Raw genomic sequence first — 19,790 nt, forward strand, 5'->3', positions numbered from 1 at the left:
TGGGTTGTTCGATACGACCTTAACGCGGGCGACCGACAATTCCCGAGGCCGACCCGAGCGCCCGGCGAACCAGCAACACCCCGGGGCGCGGAGACGCGGCGCGGAGGGGGTGGGGTCGGGCCGGACGTCGGGCAGACCGGCGCGGCGGGGACGGCGCGGTCGGTGGCACCGATATCCTCGTCATCACGTCAGGTAATCAAGGAGTCACTCGGTGCAATCGCAGACCGACGAGGGATACCGGCCTTCACTGGGCAACCGGCAGGTCCAGATGATCGCCATCGGCGGCGCGATCGGCGTGGGCCTGTTCCTCGGCGCCGGAGGCCGGCTGGCCGCCGCGGGCCCGGCGCTCGTGCTCTCGTACGCCGCCGCCGGGATCGCGGCGTTCTTCGTCATGCGGGCGCTCGGCGAGCTGGTGCTCTACCGCCCCGCCTCGGGCTCGTTCGTCGAGTACGCCGGAGAGTTCATCGGCCCCTGGGCGGCCTTCGCCAGCGGCTGGATGTACTGGATCAACTGGGCCGCCACCGGCATCGCCGAACTGACCGCCATCGCCACGTACATCCGATATTGGGCCCCCGCCTTCCCCGAATGGCTCACGGCCCTCATCGCGCTCGGCTTCGTCCTGGTGGTCAACCTGCTGTCGGTGCGCCTGTTCGGCGAGCTGGAGTTCTGGTTCGCCATGCTCAAGGTCCTGGCCATCACAGTCTTCCTGGTCGTCGGCCTGGTACTGGTCGTTTTCGCGGTCGGCGAAGCCGGTCCGCACAACCTGGTGACGCACGGCGGGTTCTTCCCCACCGGGTTCCCGCTGGTGCTGATGAGCCTGCAGTCGGTGGTGTTCGCGTACGCGTCGATCGAGCTGGTCGGCATCGCGGCGGGCGAGACGGCCAGGCCGCACGAGGTCATGCCGAAGGCGATCAACGGCGTGGTGTGGCGCATCGCGATCTTCTACGTCGGGTCGGTGGTGCTGCTGGCCATGGTCCTGCCGTGGACCGCCTACCGCGCGGGCGAGTCCCCGTTCGTGACGGTCTTCTCCGGGCTCGGCCTGCCCTGGGCGGCCGACGCCATGAACCTCGTGGTGATCACCGCCGCGCTCTCGTCCTGCAACTCCGGCCTGTACGCCACCGGCCGCATCCTGCGTACGATGGCCAGGAAGCGCGAGGCCCCCCACTTCACCGGCACCCTCAGCTCCCGGCACGTGCCGATCGGCGGCATCGTGTTCACCGCGTCCATGCTCCTCACGGGGGTGGCGCTGTTCTACTACCTGCCGGAACGGGCCTTCAACATCGCCACCGCCGTGGCCTCCCTCGGGGTGGTCACGACCTGGGGCGTCCTGGTGTACTGCCAGGTCAGGCTGCGCCGTACGGGGCATCGCTCGGACTTCCCGATGCCCGGCACGCCCTACACCAACTGGATCACGCTCGCGTTCCTGGCGCTGGTGGTGCTCCTGATGCCGTTCGCCGACCGGGACCAGCAGGTGGCCTTCTACCTCATCCCGGCCCTGGCCATGGGGATCGCGCTGGGCTGGCTGGCCGTCTCCCGCCGACGCGCCTCCGCCAAGATCGAGATCGTGGCGGCAGGGGCGGCGGAGGCGGCGGGCCCGGAATCTCAACCCTGACGGCCGGGCCACGCCCGCGCCGATCATCGGCTGGGTAGTCTCGATGGCGCAACAGGAGGAGCCGCCGCTGGGGAGGTCGCGCTGGACGAGGCTACACGGCTGGACGAGGCCGGAGAACCGCCCATCAAGGACGAACATCCGGACGAGACCCGCCCGCCCATCAAGGACGAACGCCCGCACGAGACGCGACCGCTCATCAAGGACGAACGGCCGGAGGAAACGCGACCGCCGATCAAGGACGAACGGCCGGACGAGTTGCCGCCGCCGCTCCCCGCCAGAGAGCTGGGCGGCCGGAGGATCCTCCAGAGCGCGGCGGCCGCCGCCATCGGCGTCGCGCTGGCGCTGGCGTTCCTGCCCCTGGAGATCTATCCGAAGCTGGCCTGCGCCGTGCTGGACGCCGGCTGCCCCACCACGTCGCAACCCCGGGGCGAACTGCCGAAGGCGGTCAGGCTGACGCCGGTGCAGGTGGCCCAGAGTGGCGGGTACGTGGCGCTCGGCGACTCCTACTCCTCCGGCGAAGGAGTCTACGAACTGGACAAGCAGCCGCTCAACGACGGGGCCGATCGTTGTCACCGGTCGGCGGGCTCGTACGTGCCGCTGGTCGCGCAGGCCTACCGGTTCGGCGGCGGCACCGACTTCTACGCCTGCAGCGGCGCCACCAGCGGCGAACTCCTGTCGGGCCAGCACGGCCACCCGCCCCAGGTCACCCGCGTGACCTCGGCCACCAGCCTGGTGACCTTGAGCATCGGGGGCAACGACGCGGGCTTCAGCAAGGTGCTGACGGGCTGCATCGTCAAGATCCCGTGGTCGTCGGCCTGCGTGGACCAGGACGCCGCCGTCGGCAAGCGCATCGAGGAGCTGCGTACGAGCATGCTCAAGGTGTTGCGGGAGCTGCGCGGGCGCGCCCCCGCCGCGCGGATCGTCGTGCTCGGCTACCCACGCCCGTTCCCCGAGAAGCCGACCCAGAGCGTCGACAACCTCACCGTGACCGATCAGCTCTGGGTGAACGGCATGACGCGGCGGCTCAACGACACCGTGGGGTCGGTGGTGGCGGACTTCGACCGTACGATCGCGGCCTTCGGGGCGCCGGGGAGCGCCGAGTACGTCGACGCCTACGCGGCGTTCACCGGCCACGAGGTGGGGCAGGCGCAGCCGTTCCTGAACGGTCTGGCCGTGGACGTGAAGGAGCTGACGGTCAACGCGCGCAGCTACCACCCGACGGGTGACGGTTACCGCCGCTTCGCCGAGCTCATCACGAAGCAGATCGCCGCGGGCCCCGGCCGCCAGATGAACAACTTCCAGCTGGCCACCGCCTCCTGAGCCCGCCACACCCGTGGATGTCCGCGTCCTGAGAGGCGGTCCGCGAACGGCAGCGTGACTCACTGCCCGGTACGGCGAGCCATACCGCGAGTGCGATGTCGATAACAGATCACAAAGCCGTTCCCCGGCAAGCCGGGTGCGTTCAACCCCGCCACCGCTGCGAAAACGGTAGCAGCTCACACAGGCGGGAGGACGCCTGCGCGAAGATTCCTTCCCTTACTGCACCGCTCGGGCCCTGGAGACCCTCCCGCGCCGACGTTTCCTCCCAGCCGTGACCGCCAGGATTCCGCTCCAGGTCATACTGAAACCTTACATCTGTGCCCCCACCTGCTGGGCAGCCCTTCTCACATAGCGGACTGGCCTTCGAGTGAGTCGCCGTTGATCCCTGCCTATGGGAGTATTTCTTGGCCTAGAGGGAGGGTTTGAGGCCGTTGATGTCGGATCGCAAGCAGGACGGACGCCGCATCGCCGGCCGCTACCAGCTGCAGGAACCCATCGGCAGGGGCGGTATGGGCGTGGTCTGGCGCGCCTACGACGAGCTCCTTGATCGCACGGTCGCGGTCAAGGAGGTCAGGTACGCCGCCGCCCTGGGCGAGGAGGTGCAGCTGCTGAACCGGCGCACGATGCGCGAGGCGAGGGCGGCGGCCAGGTTCGAGCATCCCAACGTGATCGTCGTTCATGACGTGATCGAGGAGGACGACCGTCCCTGGATCGTCATGCAGCTCGTCCAGTCGCGCTCACTGGGCGCCGTGATCAAGCAGGACGGGCCCCTGCCGCCCAAGCGGGTGGCCGAGATCGGCCTGGCCATGCTGGACGCGCTGCACCGCGCCCACGAGGCGGGCGTGCTGCACCGCGACGTCAAGCCCGAGAACGTGCTCCTGGCCGACGACGGCCGCGTCGTGCTCACCGACTTCGGCATCGCCACGCTGGAGACGGAGACGCAGCTCACCGTGACGGGCCTGGCGGGCACGCCGGCCTTCATCGCGCCCGAGCGGCTCAAGGGCCTGCCGGCGCGGCGCGAGTCCGACCTGTGGTCACTGGGCGCGACGTTGTACACGGCCGTGGAGGGCCGCTCGCCGCACGAGCGCGGGATGGCGCTGGCGACCATGCACGCCGTACTCACCGACGAGCCCGACCCCGCGACGCACGCGGGGCCGCTCACCGAGGTGATCGCGGGGCTGCTGATCAAGGAGCCGGTGCAGCGGGTGACGTTCGAGGAGGCGCAGCACATGCTGCGTCAGGCCCTCGTGCAGGCCAGCCCGCCGCCGACGGCGCAGTTCCCGGCCGCCGCGTACCCGACCGCGCAGTTCACCGGCGCGCAGGAGTTGCGCGTGCCGCCGGCCGAGCCGAAGCGTCCCGCCGAGACGCCCGCCAAGCCCAAGCGGCCGGGCCCCGCCAAGGCCAGGCGCCCGTACGCGCCCGTCGAGGACGACACCCCGACCGACCCGAACCTGCGTGCCGCCGCCCCGGCGGCGCAGGAGGCCGTTCCCGAGACGGGCGCGCGCATCCCGCAGATGCTGACGGTGCAGCCGCCGACGCCTCCGGCCGAGCCCACGGTGGAGTCGGGCAGGCCGGAGCCGCGCCGGGCCGGGCTGGTCGTGGCGGCGGCCGTGGCGGTCGTGCTGGTGGCGGGCGTGGGCGGTTACCTCGGCCTGCGCTCGGCCCCTGAGGAGGGGCAGCGGGAGGATCCCGGGGCGCAGGCGGCCACCGTCACGTCGAGCCCGACGCAGGAGGCGCCCGCGTCGCCGTCGGCCACCCCCACGGAGACCCCGCCGGCGTCGCCGACCCCGACCGAGAGTCCCAGCGCGTCTCCCAAGGAGACGAAGAAGGAGGACCCGCTGCCGGCCGGGTGGAAGATGTACACGGACAAGAAGCTCGGTTTCAAGATCGGGCTGCCCAAGGGCTGGGACGTCTGGTCGCGCGGTGGCAGGCAGGTCAGGTTCAAGGGGCCGGGCGCCGCCTCCAACGCGTACGTGCTGATCGAGGAGGCCGCCAAGCCGGGCACGGATCCGTACAAGGACTGGAAGAAGCAGGAGCCGTCGCTCAAGCACAACTTCGGCGGTTACAAGAAGCTCGGCATCAACCGGGTCGACTACCAGAAGGCCGCCGCGGACTGGGACTTCACCTGGAACACCAACACGGGGAAGACCCGGGTGCGCAACAGGGGATTCGTCACGGAGAACGGCAAGGCGTACGCCATCTACTGGCACACGCTCAACAGCCACTGGAAGGACGACTACTCCTTCTTCGAAGGCTTCTGCGCGACTTTCGTGCCCGCCAAGTAAGCTGCGCTCCGTGCACGTCAGCAACCGCTACCGCCTCATAGAGCCGCTCGGCGAAGGCGGCATGGGCGTGGTCTGGCGGGCGCACGACGAACTCCTTGACCGTACGGTCGCGGTCAAGGAGGTGCGCTACACGGGCGTGGGCGACGCCAAGCGGGCCGAGCTCAACCGCCGCACCATCAGGGAGGCCAGGGCGGCCGGCCGGCTCGACCATCCGTCGGTGGTCGTCATCCACGACGTCGTGGAGGAGGACGGGCGGCCGTGGATCGTGATGCAGCTCGTCCGCTCGCGCTCGCTGGCGCAGGTGGTCGGCGAGGGCGGGCCGCTGCGCACCGGGCAGGTCGCGGTGATCGGCGGCCGGTTGCTCGACGCCCTGCGCACGGCGCACGCGGCCGGGGTGCTGCACCGCGACGTCAAACCCGAGAACGTGCTCCTGGCCGACGACGGCAGGGTGGTGCTGACCGACTTCGGGATCGCCTCCATGGAGACCGAGGCGGCGCTCACGGCGACGGGCGGGCTGGTGGGCACGCCCGCCTACATGCCGCCCGAGCGGCTGAACGGCGACCCCGCCCGCCCCGAGTCGGACCTGTGGTCGCTGGGCGCCACGCTGTACACGGCCGTCGAGGGCAGGCCGCCCTTCAAACGTGACTCGTGGGCCGCGACGGTGGCCGCGGTGCTGCGCGACGAGCCGGAGCCGCCGACGCGGGCCGGGACGCTGGAGCCGGTGATCATGGGGCTGCTGCGGCGCGACCCCGCGGCGCGGATGCCCGCGGAACAGGCCGCCCGGCTGCTGCACGAGGCCGCCCTGGCGCCCACGACCCCCCAGTGGACGGATGGCGGCGGCGGGCTCACCGCCATGCCGTCCCAGGCAGGCGGCGGGCCTCAGAGGGCCGCTGGCGGGCTGACGACCGATCCGGGCGTACCGGACAGCGGGCTGTACCGGACGGCGTCCGAGCCGGTCCGCAGGAGCCGCAGGGCGTTGTGGATCGGGGTTCCCGCGGCGGTGGCGGTCGTGGCCGTGCTGGGCACGGGCGGCGTGCTGCTGTCCGACCGCTGGAGCGCCGCGCCGCTGCCCACCGGCACCCCCACGGCGACACCGACCGCGACACCCACCCCCGAACCTACCGAGACGCCCAGTGAGACGCCGACCCCCACGGCCGTGCCGGTGCCCGACGGGTGGAAGGACTACAGGAGCGCGCCGGGCGCGTTCGAGATCGCCATCCCCGAGCGCTGGCAGATCAAGAAGCACCCGACCAGGGACAGCGTCTCCATCCAGGGCCCCGGCTCCTCCGGAACCTTGATCGTGGAGTGGACCGCTTCCGACATCGCGTGGGACGACCCGAAGCAGCACTGGGCCGCGCTGGAGAGGGACATCAGGGCGAAGGGCGAGTTCAAGGAGTACCGCCGCATCGGCATCACCTCACTCTCCTACCAGGGTGTACGGGCCGCCGACTGGGAGTTCACCAGAGTCAGGAACGGCCAGCGGATCCACGTGATCAACCGCGGCTTCCGCACCGCCGGCGGCCGCCCGTTCGCCCTGTACTGGGAGGCCCCGGCCGCCCAGTGGTCCAGGGACAGGCACTACTTCGAGAAGTTCGCAGAGACCTTCCGTCCGCTGTGAGAGAGCAGGCCACCTTCTGGCGGCACCCGGCGGTGCCGGAGACCGACCTGCTCAAGGCCCGCTACGTCACTCACCGCTTCTCGCGGCACGCGCACGACGGCTACGCCATCGGGCTGATCGTCTCGGGGGTGGAGGAGTTCGACTACCGGGGCACGCTGCATCGGGCGGCCGCGGGCGAGATGGTGCTGGTCAACCCCGACTCCGTGCACACGGGGCAGGCGGGGACGCCGGGCGGGTGGGCCTACCGGATGCTCTATCCGTCGATCGAGGCGCTGGCGGGGATCGCGCGGGAACTGGGCGCGCCCGGCGGCACGCCGCACTTCCCCGAGCAGGTGGTGCGCGACGAGCAGGTGGCGGCGCTGCTGGGGCGGGCGCACCAGGCGGCCGAGCGAGGCGACGCGCTGGCCGCCTCGACGCTGAGCCGTACGCTGTTCGCCCGGTTGCTGACCCGCCACGCCGCTCCCCGGCCGGACCCGGTGCTGCCCGCCGAGGGCAGGCGGGCGGTGCGCGAGGCGCTCGCCGTGCTGCACGAGAGCCTCGTCGATCCGCCCACGCTGGACGACCTGGCGGGCGTGGTGGGCGCGCGGCCGTTCGCGTTGTTGCGGGCGTTCAAGGCCGCGACGGGGATGCCGCCGCACGCGTACCTGACCTCGCTGCGGGTACGCCAGGCGCGCCGCCTCCTGCAGGCCGGCGTGCGTCCCGCCCGGGTGGCCACCGAGGTGGGCTTCAGCGACCAGGCCCACCTGAACCGGCACTTCAAGCGCATCGTGGGCGTGCCGCCCGCGGCGTACCAGCGGGCTGCAGGAACGTACAAGACTGACGTTTGACCTGGTACATAGCCTCAGGTCACATGAAGGACACAACACCCCGTTCCGCCGCCGTGCGGGACGGTCTCGGCGTGGGCCTGGCCGTGGGGCTGTCCGGCCTCGCCTTCGGCGCCGCGGCGATCACCGCGGGCCTGTCTGTGCCGCAGGCGTGCGTGCTGAGCCTGCTGGCGTTCACCGGCGCCTCGCAGTTCGCGCTGACCGGGGCGGTCGCCGCCGGCGGCGACCTGGTGGCCGCCACCCTCGGCGCGCTGCTGCTCGGCGGCCGCAACACCCTGTACGGCCTGCGCATGGCCGACCTCCTCCGGGTACGCGGCCCGCGCAGGCTGCTGGCCGCCCACGGCGTCATCGACGAGACCACGGCGGTGACGATGGCCCAGCCGACCCCCGAGGCGGCCCGCACGGGCTTCGTGACCACGTTCGCCAGCCTGTACCTCTTCTGGAACCTGAGCACGCTGGCGGGCGCGTACGGCACCTCGTTCCTCGGCGACCCCGGCGTGCTGGGGCTGGACGTGGTGGGACCGGTCGCGTTCCTGGCCATCCTGTGGCCGCGGCTGGCCGAGAGCGCGGAGTTGCGCGGGCTGGCCGCGGGCGCGGCGGTGATCGCGCTGTGCGCCAGCCCGTTCCTGCCTTCCGGCGTGCCGGTGCTGCTGTCGGCCCTCGCGGTGCTGGTGGTGATGGCCCGATGAATGGGGGCGGGTCGATGACGTTGTGGTGGGCGATCGCCGCCGTCTGCGTGGGCTGCTACGCGCTGAAGCTGGCCGGGCTGGCCGCGCCCCGGCGGGTCCTGGACCATCCGCGGGTCCGCAGGTTCGCGGAACTGGTGCCGGTGGCGCTGCTGGCCGCGCTGGTCGCGGTGCAGACGTTCACGCAGGAAGGCGCGCTGAGCTTCGATCCCGCCCGCGCGGCGGGTCTCGGCGCGGCGGTCGTGGCGCTGCTGCTGCGCGCGCCCTTTCTCGTCGTTCTCGTCTCAGCGGCCGTTATTACCGCGCTTGCCCGGATTTTTATGGGGTAGTCGCCGATGCATGTCCGATTCAGCGGTAATGGTCGGCGGGCGATACCGACTGCTCAGAACGATCGGCAAAGGCGGCATGGGCACGGTGTGGCAGGCGCACGACGAGGTGCTCGGCCGTGACGTGGCCGTCAAGGAGGTGCTGCCGCCGCCCGACATGAGCGGGCCCGAGCGCGAGGAGTTCGCCGTACGCACCTTCCGCGAGGCCAGGGCGGCGGGCCGGGTGGCGCATCCCGGCGTGGCCGCCGTGTACGACGTCCTGGAGGAGGGCGGCCACCCCTGGATCGTCATGCAACTCGTGCCCTCCCGCACGCTGGGCGAGCTGATCCGCGAGGACGGCCCGATGTCCCTCACCGACGCGGCGAGCGTCGGGATCCAGCTCATGGAGGCGCTGCGCGCCGCGCACGCGGCCGGCGTGCTGCACAGGGACGTCAAACCGGACAACGTGCTGCTCACGAAGGACGGGCGGGCGGTGCTCACCGACTTCGGCATCGCCACCACCGAGGACGAGGCGCCGGTCACGAGGACGGGCATCCTGATCGGCACCCCCGCCTTCATGGCCCCGGAACGCGCGGCGGGCGGCCGGGCCAGGCCGGCGTCGGACCTGTGGTCGCTGGGCGTGACGCTGTACATGGCCGTCGAGGGCAAGTCGCCCTTCCACCGGGACCACGCCCTGGCCACGCTGGGCGCGGTCATGCACGCCGAGCCCGAACCGCTGGCCCGCGCGGGCGCGCTCGCGCCGGTGCTGCACGGGCTCCTGCGCAAGGACCCGGCCGAGCGCATGTCGCTGGACGAGGCAGAGCGGCGGCTGACCGCGGTCCTGGCGGGCGGCCCTCCCGAGCCGACCGGCCCCGTCACCGCGCCGCGGGTGCCGCGGCGGCGGCGCAGGCTGCTGCCGCTGGCCGCGATCGCCGGGGGCGCGCTGCTGGTCGGGCTCGTCACGGGCGGGGCGGCCTGGTGGTCCTCGCAAAGCCCGTCCGACGGGGGGATCGTGCCCGCCGTGGTGACCTCGAAGAGCCCGCAACAGGGCCAAACGCCCCGGCGCACCCCGTCACAGAGCATCCCGCAGCAGGTCACCCCGCGGCAGACGGCACCACGGCAGGTCGTCCCGCCGGACAACTCGCCGTCCGCGGACGGTCGGTCCGGCACGCCGTCCGGCGAGGGGTCCCCGGCCAAGCGGAGCCCGTCGCAGGACCCCGAACCGAGCAAGTCCAAGGAGCAGGAGCCCGAGCCGCAGGAGGAGCCGGAGCCGGAGGAGACCTCCGGCCGGGTCGAGGGCTCCGACAACGACCAGGCGTCGGACGAGGACAAGCAGAACGCCGAGCAGAGCGACCTCTAGAAGCTCTGGCAACGTGGATCTCCGGCGGCCCTCAGGACTCCTCGCGTACGACGTCCAGCGCCTTCCGCAGATCCTCGGGATACTCGGTGCTGAAGGAGATCCACTCCCCCGTCGAGGGGTGCTCGAACCCGAGCGACATCGCGTGCAGCCACTGCCGCGTGATCCCCAGCCGGGAGGCCAGCGTCGGATCCGCGCCGTAGAGCAGGTCACCGACGCACGGGTGGCGCAGCGCCGACATGTGCACCCGGATCTGGTGCGTACGCCCGGTCTCCAGCTTGATGTCCAGCAACGACGCGGCACGGAACGCCTCGACCGTGTCGTAGTGCGTGACGGAGGGCTTGCCCCCGGCCACCACGGCGAAGCGGCCGTCCCCCGAGGGATGCCGGTCGATGGGCGCGTCCACCGTGCCCCTGAACGGGTCGGGATGCCCCTGGACCAGCGCGTGGTAGCGCTTGTCGACCGTGCGCTCCTTGAAGGCCCGCTTGAGATGCGAGTAGGCGTGCTCGCTCTTGGCCACCACCATCGCGCCCGTGGTGTTGGCGTCCAGCCGGTGCACGATGCCCTGCCGTTCGGCGGCACCGCTGGTGGCGATGGTGTGCCCGGCGCCGAGCAGGCCGCCGATCACGGTGGGGCCCGTCCAGCCGACCGTCGGGTGCGCGGCCACCCCGATGGGCTTGTTGACCACGACGACGTCGTCGTCCTCGTACACGATGGTCATGCCCGGCACCGGCTCGGCCACCGGCATGGGCGTGGTGACCGGCGGCGGCATCGTGACCTCCAGCCACGCGCCGGCGTTCACCCGGTCCGACTTGGCCGGTTGGCGGCCGTCCACCAGCACCTCGCCCGCCATGATCAGGTCGGCCGCGCGGGTGCGGGAGAAGCCGAACAGCCGCGAGAGCGCGGCGTCGAGCCGCTCGCCCTCCAGGCCGTCGGGTACGGGGAGGCTGCGCTGCTCACTCACCCTTGCTCGCCCCCTTCGGCCCGTCGATCTCCCTGGATCCGTCGATCTGCACGTTGCGCCAGGCCAGGATGACCGCCAGGATGCCGCCGCAGACGATCGCCGAGTCGGCGATGTTGAAGACGGGGAAGTAGTCGATCACCGGGAAGTTGCCGGGGAGCACCTCGATGAAGTCGACGACGTGCCCCTGGAGCTGCGATGAGCGCCCGATGCCGGAGGGATAGCGCAGCAGCCGGTCGGTGAGGTTGCCGGTCGCGCCGCCCAGCAGCAGCCCGAGCGTGATCGCCCAGGACCGGCTGCCGAGCTTGCGCGCCGTGCGTACGATGGCCACGACCACGCCGGCCGCGATCAGGGTGAAGACGAACGTCATCCCGGTGCCGATGCTGAACGCGGCGCCGGAGTTGAAGATCACCCGGAACTGCAGCACACCGGGGGCGATGACCAGCGGCGGCTCGCCCTCCAGCGTGCGCAGCACCACCGTCTTGGTGATGAGGTCGGCCGTGTAGATCACGGCCGCCAGCACGACGAGGACGACGATCAGGCCCCTGCGAGGGCGCACCACCGGGGGCTCCGGCGGGGGCCCCGCCGGCGGCTCTACCTGCGCTCTTCCCTCTGCTTGCAGGTCACGCACAGCGTCGCCCTCGGGAACGCCTGAAGGCGTTCCTTGCCGATCGGCTTGTGGCACGATTCGCACACTCCATAGGTCCCTGCGTCGATCCTGGCGATCGCACGTTGGTTCTGCGCGACCAGATCGCGCGCATTCAGGGTAAGGGCGATCTCGCGTTCGCGCTCGTACGTCTTGGCGCCGGCGTCCGCCTGGTCATCGCCGGCCCCCTGGGTGACGTCCCCCGAGGCTATCTCCGACTCGTGGCGGGAGATGTCCGCCTCGAGTTCGTCGACCTCCGTCTGAAGCATGCCGCGTACCTCGGCCAGTTCTTCTTCCGACCACGTCGAGGGTGTAGCGGTCTGCGTGACTGCCGCCATGGCTGCCTCCATTGCTCATCAAGGCCGTAAGGGTGCGGGCAGCCTAGGATCCGGATAACGGAACGGCAAACGACCCGCCGAACGGTTTACCTCCCCCGTACTATCCCGCCTCGCGCATTCAACTCCTCCCCAGAGGTGTCCATTCCCACTTCTTTGCGCCGTTTACGACTTGCGTACCAACGGGCGTCGCGGGAGCGGGCCGCCACCGGGAAAACGAGGAAGCCTTCGCCTCCACTCTGCGTTATGGTTTGAGACTGCAAGGCGTTGATGGGGCCCGACTGTGAGGGATATCACCCCGGAGCCGCCGGAAGAACGGCTCTCACGAGCTCACTAGAACCGGCTGCGGATCGAAACGAAGAGGGCTCCGGCACGTGCCGGGGTCAAGAAGGGTGGTACCGCGGAGCCGTACGGCTTCGTCCCTTCACGCACAGCCCAGACGGCCGATAAGCGTGGAGGTCCCGCCCGAGATGTCTTCCCCAACGTTCCGCTCTCTTCCCGCGCAGGTCGACCTGCCCGCGCTCGAGCGCGAGGTCCTCGACCGCTGGCGGGACGGGAAGATCTTCGAGCGCTCCGTGGAACAGAACGCCGGCAACCCGGCGTGGGTCTTCTACGAGGGGCCGCCCACCGCCAACGGCCTGCCCGGCGTGCATCACGTCGAGGCGCGCGTGTTCAAGGACCTGTTCCCGCGCTACAAGTCCATGCGCGGCTTCAGCGTGCCGCGCAAGGCGGGCTGGGACTGCCACGGCCTGCCCGTCGAGGTGGGCATCGAGCGCGAGCTGGGCCTGTCGGGCAAGAAGGACATCGAGGCGTACGGCATCGCCGAGTTCAACGCCAAGTGCCGCGAGTCGGTGCTGCGGCACGTGGACGCCTTCGAGCAGATGACCGAGCGGATGGGCTACTGGATCGACCTGTCCCAGGCCTACCGCACCATGGACCCGTCCTACGTCGAGTCGGTGTGGTGGTCGCTGAAGGTCGTCTTCGACAAGGGGCTGCTGTTCCGCGACTTCCGGATCACCCCCTACTGCCCGCGCTGCGGCACCGGCCTGTCCGACCACGAGCTGGGCCAGCCCGGCGGCTACGAGACCGTGACCAGCCCGTCGGTCTACGTCCGCATGCCCGCCACCTCGGGCCCGCTGGCCGAGCTGGGCGCGGCGCTGCTGGTCTGGACGACCACGCCGTGGACGCTGGTCTCCAACACCGCGGTCGCCGTGCACCCCGACGTCACCTACGTCGCCGCCCGTACGGCCGGCGGCGAGGTCCTGGTCGTGGCCGAGCCGCTGCTGTCGGTGCTCGGCGAGGACGCCACCGAGGTGGCCCGCTTCACCGGCCGTGACCTGGAGCGCACCACCTACACCCGCCCGTTCGACCTGGTCGACATCCCCGACGCGCACTACGTGGTGCTCGGCGACTACGTCACCGTCGAGGACGGCACCGGCCTGGTCCACCAGGCGCCCGCCTTCGGCGCCGACGACCTGGCCGTCATCAAGCGCTACGACATGCCGGTCGTCAACCCGATCGGCCCCGACGGCCGATTCCTCGACGACGTGCCCATGGTCGGCGGCAGGTTCTTCAAGGACGCCGACGAGGAGCTGACCGAGGACCTGCGGGCGCGCGGCCTGCTGTACCGCGGCGGCCACTTCGAGCACAGCTACCCGCACTGCTGGCGCTGCCACACGGCGCTGCTCTACTACGCGCTGCCCTCCTGGTACATCCGCACCACCGAGATCAAGGACCAGATGCTGGCGGAGAACGCCGGCACCAACTGGTACCCCGACACGATCAAGTGGGGCCGCTTCGGCGAGTGGCTGCGCAACAACGTGGACTGGTCGTTGTCGCGCTCACGCTACTGGGGCACGCCGCTGCCGCTGTGGGTGTGCACGCAGGACGAGTCCCACGTCACGTGCGTGGGCTCGATGGAGGAGCTGGGCCGGCTCGCGGGCCGGGACGTCTCCGCGCTCGACCCGCACCGCCCGTACGTCGATGACGTCTCCTTCGACTGCCCCTCCTGCGGCGCCGAGGCCCGCCGCGTGCCGGACGTCATCGACGCCTGGTACGACTCCGGCTCCATGCCGTTCGCCCAGTGGGGCGAGCGCGGCAAGCCCGAGGGCGCCTACCCGGCGCAGTTCATCTGCGAGGCCACCGACCAGACGCGCGGCTGGTTCTACTCGCTGATGGCCGTCGGCACGCTCGTGTTCGGCCAGACCTCCTACGAGAACGTGCTGTGCCTGGGTCTCATCCTGGCCGAGGACGGCCGCAAGATGAGCAAGCACCTGGGCAACATCCTGGAGCCGATGCCGCTCATGGACCAGCACGGGGCCGACGCGCTGCGCTGGTTCATGGCCTGCTCCGGCTCGCCGTGGGCGGCGCGCCGGGTGGGGCACAACACGCTGGAGGAGATCGTCCGCAAGGTCCTGCTGACGCTCTGGAACACCTCCTCCTTCTTCACCCTGTACGCGGGCGCCGAGTCCTGGTCGCCGGCCATGCTCGCGCAGGCTCCCCCGGCCGAGCGGCGCCCGCTGCTCGACCGCTGGGCGCTGGCCGAGCTGCACAGGACGGTCGCCGAGGTCACCGCGGCCCTGGACGACTACGACACCCAGCGCGCCGGCCGCCGGCTGGCCGACTTCCTCGACGACCTGTCCAACTGGTACGTACGCCGCTCGCGCCGCCGCTTCTGGCAGGGCTCGCAGGAGGCGTTCGCGACCCTGTACGAGTGCCTGGAGACGGTGTTGCGGCTGATGGCGCCCATCACGCCGTTCATCACCGACCACCTCTGGGACGTCCTGCGCGGGGCGGACGCGCCCGCGTCGGTGCACCTGACCGCCTGGCCGGAGGTGCGCGAGGACCTGCTGAACCCGGCCCTGTCGGACCAGATGGCCCTGGTGCGGCGCCTGGTGGAGCTGGGCCGCTCGGCCCGCGCCTCCTCGGGCGTCAAGAACCGCCAGCCGCTGCGGCGCGCCCTGGTGGGGGCGCACGCCTGGCCCGCGCTGCCGGACGAGCTGCGCGCCCTGGTGGCCGACGAGCTGAACGTCCAGACTTTGGAGGACATGTCCGGCTTCAGCGCCGACCTCGTGTCCTACACGGTCAAGCCCAACTTCCGAGCCCTGGGCAAGCGTTTCGGCTCCCAGACCAAGCTCGTGGCCGCCGCGGTCACCGCCGCCGAGCCCGCCCGCGTGGCCAGGGCCCTGCGTTCCGGCTCGACGGTCATGGTGGAGGCGGACGAGCTGGGCGAGATCATGCTCGGCCCCGACGAGGTGATCGTCAACGAGCAGCCCCGCTCGGGCTGGGCGGTGGAGCGGGGCGTGATCGGCACCGGCACGGGCGAGACCGTGGCCCTGGACCTGGAGCTGACCGACGAGCTGCGCCGCGCCGGCCTGCTGCGCGAGGTCATCCGGCTGGTGCAGGAGGCCCGTAAGGCGACCGGCCTGTCGATCACGGACCGCATCGACCTGTGGTGGACCACCTCCTCCCCCGAGCTGGCCACGGCGCTCCGCTCGGAGGGCCACGTGGTGGGCGAGGAGGTCCTGGCCGCCACCCTCGCGGAAGGCGCCCAGGAGGGCCTGGCCGCCCACACGGACGAGGACCTCGGCCTGACCTTCCAGCTCCGCCGCGCCTGACCCCGGTCGGGGGGCGCGCCTGACCCCCGGCCCGGCCTCCGGTCGGGGCCGCGTCTGGCCTTCGGCCCGGCCTCCCGTCGGGGGGCCGGGCCGAAATTGGTACTCGAACGGCCTGCGGAATCGGTCCTTATCAGGTGTACCAATTCCCGCCAGGCTGAGTGCATGACAACAACAGCGACCCGCTTCGACGGCCAGCTCCTCACGCCTGGCGACGCCGGCTACGACACCGCCCGCACCGTCTGGAACGCCATGGTCGACCGGCGCCCCCGCATGATCGTCCGCGCGGCGGGCGTCGCCGACGCGGTCGCCGCCGTACGGCTGGCCAGGGAACGGGACCTGGAGATCGGCGTGCGCTGCGGCGGCCACAACGTCGCCGGCTTCGCGGTCCCCGACGACGGTCTGATGATCGACCTGACTCCCATGGGCGGCGTGCGGATCGACCCGGCCCGCCGCCGGGCCCGGGTGCAGGGCGGCGCGCTGCTCGGCGCGCTGGACCGGGCCTCCCAGGCGTACGGGCTGGCCACCACCGCCGGCAACGTCTCGCACACCGGCGTCGGCGGGCTCACGCTCGGCGGCGGCATGGGCTGGCTGGCCCGCCAGTACGGCCTGGCCTGCGACAACGTCGTCTCCTACACGGTGGTCACCGCCGAGGGGGACGTGGTGACCGCGAGCCGGGCCGAGAACCCCGACCTGTTCTGGGGCCTGCGCGGCGGTGGCGGCAACTTCGGCATCGTCACCGAGTTCGAGTTCCGGTTGCATCACACCGGCACGCGGACGCTGGTCGCCGAGTTCGACTTCCGCGCCGAGGACGCCGTGCCGGTCATCGAGGGCTGGCGCGACCTGAACGCCGTCGCGCCCCGTCAGGCGACCTTCACCGCCGACGTCCACAGCGGCCCCACCGGCCCGATCGCCACAGTCGGGTTCGTGTGGGTCGGCGACCCGGCCGAGGGCCGCCGGCTGCTCCCCGCGCTGCGGGCGCTCGGGCGTCCCGTCGCCTCGCGCGTCACCACACCGTCCTACCTCGAACTCCAGCGACGGGACGACTCCACCGGCGGCCACGCCTATCGCCGCTACTCCAAGGCCCACTACCTGCGGGAGTTCCCCACCCCCGCGATCGAGGCGTTCCTGCTGCGCGGCGGCGCCGACCTGAGCGCGGACCCGTACCTGCCGTCCGCAGGGCTGCAGGCGCACGGCGGCGCGATCGCCGACGTCCCGGAGGCGGACGCGGCGTTCGGCCATCGCGGCACCATGTTCGAGTTCGGCGCCGGCTCCCGCTGGACCGATCCCGCGCAGGACGATGCCAGGATGGGCGCCGCCCGTGCCGCCGGGGCGTCACTTGAGCCGTACGCGAGCGGGGTGTACGTCAACTCGCTGACGGCCGACGAACTGGCTGATGGGCAGCGTGGCGTGCGGCGGTCTTACCCGGCTGCGAAGCTGGCCCGGCTGACCACACTGAAGACCGCCTACGACCCCCTGAACATCTTCCACCTGAACCAGAACATCCGCCCGACCCGCTGAATCCACCCGCCGCTGAATCCACCCGCCGCTGAATCCGCCCGGCCCGCTGACACGCAGACCAGGACGTGCCACCGGCGGAACGCGCCCGCGCCGGATCAGGGTCCGCGTACTTCGCGGATGGCCGTCGCCAGCAGCGCGACCCCCTCGGCGATGGCGCTCTCACTGAGAATGGCGTAGCCGAAGATGAGGCCGCCCGGTCCGGTGCCGGTGATCCGGTACGGGCCGACGCCGTTGATGCCGAGCCCGTGCCGTGCCGCGGCCGTCACCACCATCGCCTCGTCGAGGTCGGGAGGCAGCCACGCGACCACATGCTGACCTGCGGCGATCCCGGCCGGTTCCAGCTCGGGCAGGTGCGTGCGCAGGGCGTTCAGCAGGGCGTCGCGGCGACGGCGGTAGACAGGGCGCATACGGCGCAGGTGACGGTCGAACTCGCCGCGCGCGAGGAAGTCGGCGAAGGTCAGCTGGTCGATGACCGGCGAACCGCGATCGGCGAGCACCTTCGCCTCGACGACGTCGGCGACCAGGTGAGCGGGCACCACCAGCCAGCCGAGCCGCAGCCCCGGCGCGAGCGTCTTGCTGGCCGTACCGCAGTAGACGACATGATCGGGCGCCAGGCCCTGCATGGCGCCCACCGGCGACCGGTCATAGCGGTACTCCGCGTCATAGTCGTCCTCGATCACCAGCGCGCCGCGGCGCTCGGCCCAGCGGATCACCTCGGCCCGCGCCGCGGCCGACAGCACCCCTCCAGTGGGCCACTGGTGCGACGGCGTGAGCACGACCGCGTCCGCCTCGGCCCGATGAAGCGCATCGACCTGTACGCCGTCCGGGCCCACCGGAATGCCGACCACGTCCAGACCGGCGGCGCCGGCCAGCACCCGGGCGTCATCGTTGGACGACGGGTCCTCCAGCGCGATCCGCCTGGCACCGCGCCCGACGAGCACCTGGATCAGCAACGAGATGCCCTGCCCGTAGCCGTTGCAGATCACCACGTTATCCGGGTGGGAGGCGGTACCGCGTACCCGGTCGAGGTAGTCGCACAGGGCCTCGTGCAGTTCCGGCACGCCACGCCCGTCGAGGTAGGCGAACCGGTCGTTGGGCGTGGTGGTGAGCACGGTACGCACCGAGCGCAGCCAGGCGGCCCGAGGGAACTGCGACACATCGGTACGCCCATACCCGAAGTCAACCCTGAACTTGGGGCCGGGACCGCCGTCGAAACCGGTACCGCGCACGGCGCTGAGACCAGCACTGGGATCGGTACCGCGCACAGCGCTGGAACCGGCACTCGGATGGGTGCCGCGCACGACGCTGGAACCAACACTGGAACCGGCCCTGGGACCGGCGCTAAGACCATCGCCGGGACCGACGCCGGGACCGGCACTGAGACCGGCACTGAGACCGGCGCTGAGACCGGCACTGGCCGCGACGCTGGAACCGGTGCCGCGCCTGTCCGGGCGCGTCATCGAAGCCGCGGAGCCTGGGCCGCCGGCAGCGGTGGTGGTCGGCGGGATCGATGCGGCGACCTGGGTGTAGCCGCCCGATCGGCTGGCGAGGTAGCCCTCGGCGGTGAGCTGCTGGTACGCCTCCACCACCACACCGCGGGAAACCCCGAGGCCCGCCGCGAGGGTGCGGGTGGGGGGCAGTGACGCGCCCGCTCGCAGCCGGCCGGACCGGATGCCGGCGCGGATGGACGCCTCGATCTGCCGGTGCAGCGACACCCCGGAGTCACGGTCCAGCTCGATCAGCAGGTCCTCGGCAAGCCCTGAATTGGTCCTCGATCGGCCCACAGAATCGGACCTTATCGGCGTGTACCGATTTCTGCCAGGCTGAGTGACCTGCCAAGAGATCATAGGAGGCGCCAGATGAACGACACCGAGCCGCAGACCGCAAGTGGGAAAGTGCTCTTCCACTTCGCGATGTCCCTGGACGGGTTCGTGGCAGGACCCGGGCACGAGATGGGCTGGATGACGGGGACGGACAGACCGGGCCTGGAGGATGAGTACGCGCGCACCACCGGTGCCGTCCTTGGGGGCCGGGACGGGTGGGACGCCATGCCCGACGCCCGCCCCTACGGCGGCGACTGGACGGGGCCGATCTTCATACTCACCCACCACCCCGAGGACGCCACACCCGCCGACGATGTCACGTTCCTGACCTGCGACCCGGCCGAGGCCGTACGGATCGGGCTGGAGGCGGCCGGGGGCAAGAACCTCGAAGTGCACTCGCCGACCATCGGGCGTCAGCTTCTCGACCTGGGGCTGATCGACGAAATCGACCTGCACATCATGCCCGTCCTGCTCGGCCAGGGCATCCGTCTCTACGACAACCCCGGCAGCGAGCCGATCAACCTCCACCACGTGGGCCAGAGCGACCCCATGGCGACCGTCAACGTACGGTACCGGCCCGCCACAAGGGCGAAGAGCCCCACCGGCTGACCAAGCGATGACGGTAGACGTCGCGCCGTCTCACAGCGCAACGAAGGCCGACCCGCAGGGCAACCACCCCAACCGACCGGGGACCGGCGGTTCCGCAATCGTGCCAACCCCTCAGCGAACCACCGGACGACCGTGCTGCCCCGTCAATCAACCGCCGGGCAACGGTCCCGACCCATCAACCAACCGCCGGACAACGATGCTGACCCACCAGCCAACCGCCAAGCGATGGTGCCAACCAATCACCCAGACGATGGTGCCAGCCCCTCAGCCAACC

The 19,790-nt window shown here is 71.4% G+C and carries 15 protein-coding genes; 11 read left to right on the forward strand and 4 right to left on the reverse strand.

The window, feature by feature from the left end:
• Positions 1–211: 211 nt before the first annotated feature.
• The 8 genes from AB0I81_RS42120 to AB0I81_RS42155 all read left to right on the forward strand — a co-directional run bounded on the left by AB0I81_RS42120 (position 212) and on the right by AB0I81_RS42155 (position 10,010).
• Entirely contained in the window at positions 212–1,612 is a 1,401-nt protein-coding gene (locus tag AB0I81_RS42120) for an amino acid permease (protein WP_360669596.1), read from the forward strand.
• A gap of 255 nt (positions 1,613–1,867) precedes the next feature.
• Positions 1,868–2,932, forward strand: a complete 1,065-nt coding sequence (locus AB0I81_RS42125; RefSeq protein ID WP_360669598.1) for an SGNH/GDSL hydrolase family protein — start codon at positions 1,868–1,870, stop codon at positions 2,930–2,932.
• A gap of 434 nt (positions 2,933–3,366) precedes the next feature.
• A complete protein-coding gene (locus AB0I81_RS42130; protein WP_360669601.1) occupies positions 3,367–5,217 on the forward strand; it encodes a protein kinase in 1,851 nt (616 codons plus the stop codon).
• Between the two features lie 10 nt (positions 5,218–5,227).
• Complete coding sequence (locus tag AB0I81_RS42135; RefSeq protein ID WP_360669605.1) at positions 5,228–6,835, forward strand: serine/threonine-protein kinase; 1,608 nt, start codon at positions 5,228–5,230, stop codon at positions 6,833–6,835.
• Positions 6,832–7,662, forward strand: a complete 831-nt coding sequence (locus AB0I81_RS42140) for an AraC family transcriptional regulator (RefSeq protein ID WP_360669607.1) — start codon at positions 6,832–6,834, stop codon at positions 7,660–7,662. The genes AB0I81_RS42135 and AB0I81_RS42140 overlap by 4 nt, the downstream gene beginning before the upstream one ends.
• 23 nt (positions 7,663–7,685) lie before the next feature.
• Entirely contained in the window at positions 7,686–8,348 is a 663-nt protein-coding gene (locus AB0I81_RS42145; protein ID WP_360669610.1) for an AzlC family ABC transporter permease, read from the forward strand.
• A gap of 14 nt (positions 8,349–8,362) precedes the next feature.
• Positions 8,363–8,674, forward strand: a complete 312-nt coding sequence (locus AB0I81_RS42150) for an AzlD domain-containing protein (protein ID WP_360669613.1) — start codon at positions 8,363–8,365, stop codon at positions 8,672–8,674.
• A 10-nt stretch (positions 8,675–8,684) separates the two neighbouring features.
• Positions 8,685–10,010, forward strand: a complete 1,326-nt coding sequence (locus AB0I81_RS42155; RefSeq protein ID WP_360669616.1) for a serine/threonine-protein kinase — start codon at positions 8,685–8,687, stop codon at positions 10,008–10,010.
• 31 nt (positions 10,011–10,041) lie between these two features.
• Here AB0I81_RS42155 and AB0I81_RS42160 read toward each other — a convergent pair whose 3' ends face one another.
• The 3 genes from AB0I81_RS42160 to AB0I81_RS42170 form a co-directional block, all read right to left on the reverse strand.
• A complete protein-coding gene (locus AB0I81_RS42160; protein ID WP_360669619.1) occupies positions 10,042–10,971 on the reverse strand; it encodes an RluA family pseudouridine synthase in 930 nt (309 codons plus the stop codon).
• Positions 10,964–11,491 carry a signal peptidase II gene (gene lspA / locus AB0I81_RS42165; RefSeq protein WP_360669737.1) on the reverse strand — a complete coding sequence of 176 codons (528 nt, stop codon included), beginning with the start codon at positions 11,489–11,491 and terminating at the stop codon, positions 10,964–10,966. Before lspA ends, AB0I81_RS42160 begins: the two co-directional genes overlap by 8 nt.
• Before the next feature lie 71 nt (positions 11,492–11,562).
• Entirely contained in the window at positions 11,563–11,952 is a 390-nt protein-coding gene (locus tag AB0I81_RS42170; protein WP_360669622.1) for a TraR/DksA C4-type zinc finger protein, read from the reverse strand.
• Positions 11,953–12,419: 467 nt separating this feature from the next.
• On the opposite strand from AB0I81_RS42170, the gene ileS reads away from it, so the two are divergent.
• Both ileS and AB0I81_RS42180 read left to right on the forward strand, forming a co-directional pair.
• Positions 12,420–15,566, forward strand: a complete 3,147-nt coding sequence (gene ileS, locus AB0I81_RS42175) for an isoleucine--tRNA ligase (RefSeq protein WP_360669625.1) — start codon at positions 12,420–12,422, stop codon at positions 15,564–15,566.
• A gap of 162 nt (positions 15,567–15,728) precedes the next feature.
• Positions 15,729–17,084 carry an FAD-dependent oxidoreductase gene (locus AB0I81_RS42180; RefSeq protein ID WP_360669628.1) on the forward strand — a complete coding sequence of 452 codons (1,356 nt, stop codon included), beginning with the start codon at positions 15,729–15,731 and terminating at the stop codon, positions 17,082–17,084.
• 95 nt (positions 17,085–17,179) lie between these two features.
• On the opposite strand, the gene AB0I81_RS42185 is transcribed toward AB0I81_RS42180, so the two are convergent.
• Positions 17,180–18,868 (reverse strand): PLP-dependent aminotransferase family protein, encoded by a 1,689-nt coding sequence (locus AB0I81_RS42185; RefSeq protein ID WP_360669631.1) that lies wholly within the window; start codon positions 18,866–18,868, stop codon positions 17,180–17,182.
• Positions 18,869–18,943: 75 nt separating this feature from the next.
• Here AB0I81_RS42185 and AB0I81_RS42190 point away from each other — a divergent pair, with 75 nt between their 5' ends.
• Positions 18,944–19,516 carry a dihydrofolate reductase family protein gene (locus AB0I81_RS42190; protein ID WP_360669634.1) on the forward strand — a complete coding sequence of 191 codons (573 nt, stop codon included), beginning with the start codon at positions 18,944–18,946 and terminating at the stop codon, positions 19,514–19,516.
• Positions 19,517–19,790: the final 274 nt, after the last annotated feature.

The sequence above is a fragment of the Nonomuraea sp. NPDC050404 genome, assembly GCF_040655495.1.
GTDB lineage: Bacteria > Actinomycetota > Actinomycetes > Streptosporangiales > Streptosporangiaceae > Nonomuraea.